At 57.6% G+C, this 9,100-nt stretch carries 5 protein-coding genes and 1 pseudogene; all 6 read right to left on the bottom strand.

The window, feature by feature from the left end; genetic code table 11:
• Positions 1-58: 58 nt before the first annotated feature.
• Positions 59-790 (bottom strand): RNA-guided endonuclease InsQ/TnpB family protein, encoded by a 732-nt coding sequence (locus DU506_RS10735; protein WP_235825511.1) that lies wholly within the window; start codon positions 788-790, stop codon positions 59-61.
• Between the two features lie 305 nt (positions 791-1,095).
• Positions 1,096-1,170 (bottom strand): annotated as a pseudogene (locus DU506_RS22140) (helix-turn-helix domain-containing protein); the annotation flags it as partial.
• Positions 1,171-1,319: 149 nt separating this feature from the next.
• Complete coding sequence (locus DU506_RS10730; protein WP_114486929.1) at positions 1,320-1,595, bottom strand: YheU family protein; 276 nt, start codon at positions 1,593-1,595, stop codon at positions 1,320-1,322.
• Entirely contained in the window at positions 1,592-3,646 is a 2,055-nt protein-coding gene (gene ligA / locus DU506_RS10725) for an NAD-dependent DNA ligase LigA (protein WP_114486928.1), read from the bottom strand. Before ligA ends, DU506_RS10730 begins: the two co-directional genes overlap by 4 nt.
• Positions 3,647-3,729: 83 nt before the next feature.
• A complete protein-coding gene (gene zipA, locus DU506_RS10720; protein WP_114486927.1) occupies positions 3,730-5,343 on the bottom strand; it encodes a cell division protein ZipA in 1,614 nt (537 codons plus the stop codon).
• Positions 5,344-5,579: 236 nt separating this feature from the next.
• The gene (gene smc, locus DU506_RS10715; protein ID WP_114486926.1) at positions 5,580-9,092 is read right to left on the bottom strand and encodes a chromosome segregation protein SMC; all 3,513 of its coding nucleotides are present in this window, start codon (positions 9,090-9,092) and stop codon (positions 5,580-5,582) included.
• Positions 9,093-9,100 lie beyond the last annotated feature (8 nt).

The following is a 9,100-nucleotide window of genomic DNA, read 5'->3' as shown; positions in this document are numbered from 1 at the left end:
TCATCATCAGATATACGCTATAGAGCTGTAATGGATAATAATTCTACAGCGTACCAAGCTAACAGTAAAGGCCTCTTTGTATACTTTGTGGATTGAAAATATTGTGTAGTAGATAACGGTCGTGGTGCGTATGGCAGGCGGGGCAACCCCATGACCGGACATCAAGCGTCATCTTTTCCATCTTGTGCTGGCAGGCATGGCATATCTTGGAACTGGCAAACCATGTATCGATCTTGACCAGGTGCTTGCCTTGTTCCTTGGCCTTGTAGTCCAGCTTGGTGATCAAGGCGTGCCAGGAGGCGTCACCGATATGCCTGGCGAGCTTGGCATTCTTCATCATGTTGTTGATTTTCAGTGTCTCGACTACCACCGCTTGGTTATCGTCAACGATCTGTCGGGACAGTTTGTGCTGGAAGTCATTGCGCGCATTGGTGACGCGTTCATGCGCCTTGGCAACGAGCATGCGGGCCTTGGTTCGCTTGCCGCTGCCTTTCTTCTTGCGCGACAGCGCTTGCTGTTTGCGCTTGAGGTTCTTCTGCGCCTGCTTGAGAAAGCGCGGGTTGGCGACTTTACGCCCGCTGGAGTCAATGGCCAGGTGTGTCAGCCCCATATCGAGGCCGATAACGTTCGTCGCGTCGATGTCCTTTAGAGGCTCGGGCACCGCCTGTTCTGTTTCATACAGCAGGGAGGCGTAGTGCTTGCCAGTGACGGTGCGAGACAAGGTGATGCTCTTGAGCTTGCCGTCAACCGGACGGTGAATCTTTGCCTTGATCGGCCCGAGCTTGGACACCTTGACCCAATTCTCCCCGGATTTAATCCCAACGCAGTGATAGCTCGCTGTTTTCCACGCTTGCTCTTGAAGCGGGGATAGCCGGTCTTCTGCTGGGGATCAAAGAAGCGCTGAAACGCCTTGTCGAGGTTAATGCACACCTGTTGGAGGGCGATGGAGTCCGCCTCTTTCATCCATCCATACTTGCGGGACTTCTTGGCGACGGGCAGCAACCGCTTGATGTCGTGCCTGGCACTCAGCGACTGGCCATGGCGCTTGTAGCGGCAAGACATGATGCGAAGGCCGGTGTTGTAGCAGAAACGCACCATGCCGAACTGACGGTTAAGAAACACCGCCTGTTCGGACGTGGGGTAAAGGCGTACTTTGGTGGCTTTCAGCATGGGCATGGCGGCTTTTAAACTGTACGTTTATATAATAGTGGGTTCTTGATCAACATCAACCCCGAGCAGCGCTACCGCGCCCGAGTGGGCGGGGGTTTACGCGGATTTTTGCTAACCATGAGCACCTATAAGCGACTCAGGAGAGTTTGTCAGTAGTGCTCGCCTTCTTCTTCGTCGTCGGCCAGGTCGCGACCGAAGGCACGCCACTGAGCCAGCGTCATCACTTCCGTCATTTCCAGCTCCAGATCGTGGGCAATAATCAGCTCGCTGCGCTCCAGCTGACGCTTGAGTTCCACCACCCAGCCGGCCATGCCTTCGCCGGTATCAGTGGTGTCGTAGCCTTGTCGGGTGACGAAGGTTTCAAGCAGGGCATTCAATGTCTCCGGCGGCAACATGCGCGCCGGGACTTCGATAAAGCGACTCATGATTCCTCTCCTTGCGTCACGCTGTTTTCCCACTTTTCCAGACGCACAAGAAAGGTGGGTTCGTCGATCACTTCAACCCCCATCTGCTCCGCCTTGCTCAATTTACTGCCGGCAGCTTCGCCCGCCACCAGGCAGGCGGTCTTTTTCGAGACACTGCCGGACACCTTGGCGCCCAAGGCTTGCAGACGGGCCTTGCCTTCGTCGCGTGTCATACTTTCCAGGGTGCCGGTCAACACCCAGGTCTGGCCTTCCAGGGGCCGGGGGCCATGGGTCACTTCGGCTTCTTCCCAAGTGACGCCTGCCTGCAACAAAGCGTCAATGGTTTCGCGATTATACGGCTGACGAAAAAAAGTATACGCATGCGCGGCGACTACCGGGCCGACATCGTTCACCGCTTCCAAGGCGGATTGTTCGGCTTGCATCACCCCTTCAAGCGTGCCGAAATGGCGAGCCAGGTTAGCTGCAGTCGCCTCGCCTACTTCCCGAATACCCAGGGCATAGATAAAACGCGAAAGCGTGGTTCGGCGCGCATCGCCCAACGCCCTTATCAATTTACTGGAAGATTTTTCACCCATCCGTGGCAGCGTTGCCAGCTGTTCTGCCGTCAGATGAAATAGATCTGCCGGCGTCTTCACCCAATCGCGCTCGACCAGCTGCTCGATTAGCTTCTCTCCTAAGCCATCGATATCCAGTGCACGGCGGCTGGCGAAATGCTTGAGTGCCTCCTTGCGTTGGGCCGGACAATAAAGCCCTCCGGAGCAGCGCGCCACGGCTTCACCTTCCAGACGCTCGACTTGGGCTTCGCATACCGGGCAATGGGTGGGGAATTCAATCGGGCGCGCATCCTCAGGACGCTTATCCTTGTCCACTCGAATCACTTGGGGAATCACGTCTCCCGCCCGTCGAATGGCCACCGTATCGCCGATCATCACGCCCAGCCGCTCAATTTCATCGGCATTGTGCAAAGTGGCATTGGATACCGTCACACCGGCGACAGATACCGGTTCCAAGCGCGCCACCGGGGTAATGGCCCCGGTACGCCCCACCTGGAATTCGACATCGTTGACCACCGTGGTTTCTTCCTGGGCTGGAAACTTGTACGCCACCGCCCAGCGTGGCGCGCGAGCGACAAACCCTAACTCACGCTGCAACCGCAAGTCATCGACCTTGATCACCACCCCATCGATATCATAGCCAAGGCGGTCACGCTTGGCCTCCAGCCGGTGGCAGTAATCAATCACCGCTTCAGCGCCGTTCAGCACTTCAAGCTCGACACTCGAGCGAAATCCCAGCTTTCCCAGACGTTGCATCAATTCGCTATGGCGCTCATCGCCCATGTCCGGCTCAAGCCTCGCCAGTTGATAAGGATGAAACTCCAACGGGCGAGTGGCGGTCACCTCGGGGTCGAGCTGGCGCAGGCTACCGGCGGCGGCATTGCGTGGGTTGGCGAATATCTTGCTGTCTCGCTCACGAGCGCGTTCGTTCAATGCCTCGAAACCTGAGTGACGCATGATGACTTCCCCGCGCACTTCGAGAAGCTCAGGGGTGCTCCGATTTCTTAACTTGAGTGGAACAGTCTGCAAGGTGCGCAAGTTGGAAGTAATCCCTTCACCGGTACGGCCATCGCCACGGGTAGCCCCACTGATAAGCACGCCCTGCTCATACACCAGCGATACCGCCACTCCATCGAGTTTGGGTTCACAACTGAAGCTGAGTGACTCGGCGTGTATTTCCAAACGCTCGGCGACGCGCTGGGCAAAGGCCTGAATATCCTTTTCACTGAAGACGTTATCCAACGAAAGCATGGGGATGGCGTGTTCGACTTGCGGAAAACCTGCGGCGGGAGCGGCGCCAACACGCTGCGTGGGAGAATCGGGGGTGATCAGTTCAGGGTATGCCGCTTCCAAGGTTTTCAGGCGCTGCAGCATACGATCAAAATCGGCATCGCTGAGCTTGGGATCATCCAGTACGTAGTAACGATAGTTGGCTTCATCGAGTTCGGCACGCAGCTGCGCCACTTCATCAAGTGTCTTGGAGTCAGGCTGGCTCATCGGGCAATCCAAATCTGGCGGTTATAACGGCAACGCCAACAGCCGCCATCTATTCAAGATGACGGCTGTTGGCGAAGTGAAGATCAATGAGCCTGGAGTTGGCGATTCAGGCGATGGCGGCGTTCGAATTCATGGACCCGCTGACGGGCAAATTCAATGGTTTGCGCGGTCATGACGCTGTGATTTTCATCTTTCAGCTCACCGCCCATATGTCGCACCACGACCATCGCGGTTTCCACCATGGCTTCGAAGGCAGCGGAACTATTATCGGCACCCGGCAAAGGCATCAACAGCGTGATACCCGGCGTGGTGAAATCGCTCATGGCTTCAATCGGGAAGGTACCCGGCTTGACCATGTTCACCATGGAGAATTGCAGCTCGCTGTCGGGGCTTTCGGTTTCGAAACGATGGAAGATACCCATTTCACTGCTGTAGCGCAGGCCGCAGGCCAGCATGAGGTCGAGCAACCTTCCGCCGGAGAAACCTTCTTCGTCTCGCGAAATGATGCTTATCACCACCACTTCCTCGGCATTGGTCAAGGTTTCCTTGGCGAGGGCACCACCGACGTCGTTGCGCAGGGCCTTTTCCATAGCGGGATGAACGTATTCAAGGTCATCGGCAGGATAGTCGTCCGCGTATCCAGCCTGCTTCTGCTCTTCTTGCAGAGCGGCGGCCATGTCACGCTGAAAGGCTTGTTCTTGAGCTTGCTCCTGGGCTTGCTGAGCCTTTTCCTGCTCCATACGCAGCCGTTGGGCTTGGGCCGCGGCATCGGCTTCACGCTGTTGTTCGGCCTCAAGCGCCTTGCGTTCGGCTTTTTGCTCAGCCAATACAGCCGCGCGACGGGCCTTTTCCGCCTTGCGCTCTTGCTTGGCTTCGCGCCGTTGGGCCAAGCGCTCCTTGAACGAGCGACCCAGGCCTTCGAAATCGACCAGACGGTAACGATCTTCTTCTTCGTACTCCTGATCTTCTTCCGGCTGTACATGCATCGCGGAAGCTTCTCTGTCATTACCGGCAGTATCACCACGTAGCTGGCGACGACTGGATGAGGGCGATGACGCTAGCGGTTCGCTTTGCCGCCCGGCTGATTCATTTTTTTGCATATCGGCCTGGTCGAATTCAGGCTCGGCTTTCCATATATCCTGTGCCGCCTGGTTATCAGGGTGCGCGGGCTGCGCGGGCTGCTCGTCCTGCCCTAATGCTGAAATATGCGACGCTGAAATATGCGGTTCGCGACGTGGTTCGGTGGAGGGCACATCAGAGGGGCCATTTTCTCTATGTACTTTATGACCTCTCTCTGCGTGACCTCTCGCTGCCTTGTTAGCACTTACCTTGTCAGTACTCTCCGCCTTCTTCTCACTCTCCGTCTTTTTCGCGCTACTGAAGGAGCGGCGGAATTCCGAAAGCACCTTGGAGGGCCCGGGGTGATCCTGACGTTTGAGCTTGGGCTTTTCTTCCCCGGCGCTGTAATCCGCCGAGCGAATCACCCTTGCGCCGCCATTAGGCAGCTCCCAATTAATTTCCGCCTCGCGCGCCGCCTCTTCCGGATCGGTAGCTGATGCTGCCGAACTCGTGGGGTTGTCTTCCGCCTGGTCCAGGCGAGGGACACGACGCTGTCGTTGTAAACGCCGTACACCGTCTATGACGATTAGCGTTACTAACGCCAGCCCCAGAATGATAAGCCACTCTCTTAATTCCATGTTGAAAATTCCATGGGTCGTCTTGCCTGTTGCTAAGTCACCGTGCCTGAATAAATACTGCCCGCAAGCATAGCGCGATTGCTACAAAAAGAGCCAATTTTTGCCAACATTCTTATTTTATCGCTACTTGTTTGTTACTTTAGACTGACAAGCAGCACTTTAAAGTTTAGCTAAAAATGGCGCGACGTCATGCAAAAAGTGGAACTTATTTCTATCAACATGCCATTGGCTACTTACTAGATGCTAGCGTCAGCCAAGGCAGCCGCTTCTTCCACCCCAACAGAGACAAGTCTAGACACGCCAGGTTCCTGCATCGTCACACCCATTAAACGTTCGGCGGCTTCCATGGCAATCTTGTTGTGAGTGATATAGATGAACTGGACGCTTTCTGACATCTCCTTGACGAGTTTGGCATAACGGCCGACGTTTGCATCATCGAGAGGCGCATCCACTTCATCAAGCATGCAGAACGGCGCGGGATTCAATTGAAAGATAGCAAATACCAATGAAAGCGCCGTCAACGCTTTTTCTCCCCCCGAAAGCAGATGAATAGTGCTGTTTTTCTTGCCCGGAGGTCGTGCCATGATCGCCACCCCGGTTTCCAGGAGGTCATCGCCGGTCAAGGTCAGCCAGGCCGCGCCACCCCCGAAAACACGCGGAAACAGAACTTGCAGCCCTTCATTGACTTGATCGAAGGTGGCCCGGAAGCGTAGCCGTGTTTCCTGGTCGATGCGCCGAATGGCCCGTTCCAGCGTCTCCAGCGCTTCACTAAGCTCCTGATGCTGGGCCTCCAGGTAATCGCGCCGCTCGGCTTGTTGTTCGTACTCCTCGATCGCCGCCAGGTTGATCGCTCCCAATCGACGAATTTTCTCGGCGGTGCTTTCGAGCTGCTGTTGCCAGGCCGTTTCAGTGGCATCAACCGCCAGGCTCTCGCCCAGCACCTGGGCATCGTGGCCCAGCTCGGCCAGTTGTTCTTCTTGAGCGGCGGCCTTGAGCGAAAGTGCCTGAACATCCATGCGTCGCTGCTGAAGGTATTCGCGACTTTGCTCCAGGCTTCGCTCATGTTGTTGGCGAGCCTGCTCATCCGCACGCAACTGTTCGGCCAACGCCTGGGACTGCTGGCGGACTTGATTGAGGCCCTGCTCTTCCCGGGCGCGGCGCTCCAAAAGCTCATCGAGTTCTTCACGCCCCAGTTCATCCGGCTCGATCAAGGCTTCGCGCATTTCTTCAAGCTCGGCTATGCGTAACGCCAGACGCTCCTGAGTGTCGTCGTTGCGGGATTGCTGAGCCAGCAGGCCGTCACGCTCGGTCATCAAACGCTGGGTTTCCAGTGCAAAGGCTTGCTGCTGGTCTTTCAGAGGGGCATGACGCTCGCGCAAAAGGCCGAGTTGCTCTCGTGCCACCTGCCTGGCCTGCTCGCATTGTTCGCGCCTCAGAGCAGCCTCTTCCAGACGGGTCATGGCCTGGTCCCATTGCTCGCGCTGTTCGTCCAGGGTCAGTTCGAGTTCGGCGGCATCCGCTTGCAACTGGGCAAGCTCCTCGTCCAGCTCCATGCCACGACTTTTCAGATGCATCAGCCGGTTGGAAAGTTCGCGTTCCTTGAGCGCCAGGCGCTGATGGTCGGTGGCATGGTCGCGCTCTTCCTGAGCCAGGGTATCGAGGGATTTCTCCACCTCATGCAAGCGTTCACTTTCTTCCAGTCGCTTGCTTTCACAGGCTTCCAGTTGCGTCAGGCTATGCTCTAGCTGCTGTTGCGTGTCCGCGTAGCGACGACGGGTGACCAGCAGGGCATCCACCCCCTCGCCTTCACCCTGGCGGCATAGCCAGCCGTTGCCACACCACACGCCATCCCGGCTAAGCACGCTATGCCATTCAGATGAGTGGTCGGGCAATCGAGCGGCTATCGCCAATGCCTCTGCGCCGCTGTCGACACAGTAAATCCGGCTCAGCCAGTCGCTCAGGGCCCCCGTTCCTGAAACGAGCGCAGCCAAGGACGCCGCAGAAGCCTCACCGCTTTGTGCAGCATCGACCAACTGCCAGTCCGCCGCTACCTGGCTATCCAATAAACTCAGTTGTTGCGTACCGACCAACCGGGCATTCAGCCAAGGCGCCAGCACCCAGGAGACGACCCGTTCCCAGCCGTCTGCCACTTCCAGGGTTTCGCCCAGGCGAGGCGTATTTTCCAGCCCCCGCTGCTTGAGTGCCTCGCTCAGTTGAGGGTCGTGATCGGCCAGGGCGACATCAAGCAATGCCTGAAGCGATGCCAGCTCTCCCTGGCATTGACTGACCTTGTCGCGACAGAGGTCACGCTCTTGCTCAAGGCGCTGCTGGGCATCGCGACGTTCGGTACGCGCCTGCTGCAAGGCGTCACGACGCACGGCAAACGCCTGGGTCTGGTCTTCGACGATCGTCAGGCGTTCCAGCGCTTGCTGGTGAGCTATCTCAAGCGCCTCGAAGCTTTCCAGTTCACTGCGCTGTTGATGGCGGCGCTGAATATCCGCTTGATGGCGCGTGATGCGACTTTCCAGATCACGCAGCTGGTCCTGGCGCCGTTCGGCATCACGGCTAGCCTGTTGCCAGCCGGCATTGGCTTCCTCCCACGCCTGCTCAGCGGCCCTGGCCTCGGGCTCACATTGTTGCTGGGTTTCCTCTATATCGTCGAGCTGCTCTTCCAGCGCCGCCTGTTCCGGCGCAAGTTCAGCCAGGCGCTGGGTAATCGTCTCCAGGCGCTCGGCATCGCCGGCATGAATCTGGCGTTGCTCCGCCTGTTCCTTGACCGCAGCGGCTATATCACTGGCCAACTGGGCATCCCGGCTGCGTCGGTGGGCACTATCCTGTTCCAGGCGGGCAATGGCGGTGGTGGTTTCGAAAAAGCGCTGTTGATGACGCTCCAGGTCTTCGGCCAGACGGTCATGCGCCAGACGGGCTTGCTCAAGGCGACTTTCACACTGCCGGACCCCCAGCACATCACGCTCGACGGCGGTTTCGAGCTCGTTGACGCGATTTTCCTGGGCGGTTTGCTCGGCACGCAACGTACGTCCACGCAAAAGCGCCAGCTCTCCCTTGAGCCGGTATTCCTGCTGTTTCAGGTCTCGATAACGTTGAGCGGCCTCCGCCTGACGCTTCAAGCGATCGAGCTGCTTGTCGAGCTCTTCGCGAATGTCATCCAGGCGCTCCAGGTTTTCCTGGGTGCGGCGCATGCGGTTTTCGGTTTCTCGCCGACGCTCCTTGTACTTGGATATTCCCGCGGCCTCTTCGAGCGTGGCCCGCAAGTCATCCGGGCGAGCCTCGATCAGGCGTGAAATCATGCCCTGACCGATAATCGCGTAGGAACGCGGGCCAAGACCGGTGCCCATGAATAGATCGGCGATATCGCGCCGTCGACATTTCTGACCGTTGAAGAAATAGCTCGACTGGCCGTCTCGGGTTACCAGTCGCTTGACCGCAATTTCGGCATATTGGGCGTAGAGTCCGCCCATGCTTCCGTCGCGGTTGTCGAAACGCAGCTCGATGGTGGCCTGGCCCACCGGCTTGCGCCCGGTGGCGCCATTGAAAATGACATCGGCCATGGATTCGCCACGCAAGGTCTTGGCGGAGGACTCGCCCATGACCCAACGCACCGCATCGATGATGTTGGACTTGCCGCAGCCATTGGGTCCGACGATGGCGGTCATATTGCCATCGAAGGGTACTGTCACCGGATCAACGAACGACTTGAAGCCAGCCAGCCGAATCGAGATCAAACGCATCGAATGGG

Origin of the sequence: Vreelandella rituensis (genome assembly GCF_003336665.1) — a bacterium.
GTDB classification, from domain to species: Bacteria; Pseudomonadota; Gammaproteobacteria; order Pseudomonadales; family Halomonadaceae; genus Vreelandella; species Vreelandella rituensis.
The sequence above is the reverse complement of the archived record's forward strand: the minus strand, read 5'-3'. Positions and strand labels throughout refer to the sequence as shown.

What these genes read in the sequence shown, in the direction of transcription:
- ligA (WP_114486928.1), bottom strand. Translation starts at nt 3,646, where the DNA reads ATGAGCCAGCCTGACTCCAAGACACTTGATGAAGTGGCGCAGCTGCGT.
- zipA (WP_114486927.1), bottom strand. Translation starts at nt 5,343, where the DNA reads ATGGAATTAAGAGAGTGGCTTATCATTCTGGGGCTGGCGTTAGTAACG.
- DU506_RS10730 (WP_114486929.1), bottom strand. Translation starts at nt 1,595, where the DNA reads ATGAGTCGCTTTATCGAAGTCCCGGCGCGCATGTTGCCGCCGGAGACA.
- smc (WP_114486926.1), bottom strand. Translation starts at nt 9,092, where the DNA reads ATGCGTTTGATCTCGATTCGGCTGGCTGGCTTCAAGTCGTTCGTTGAT.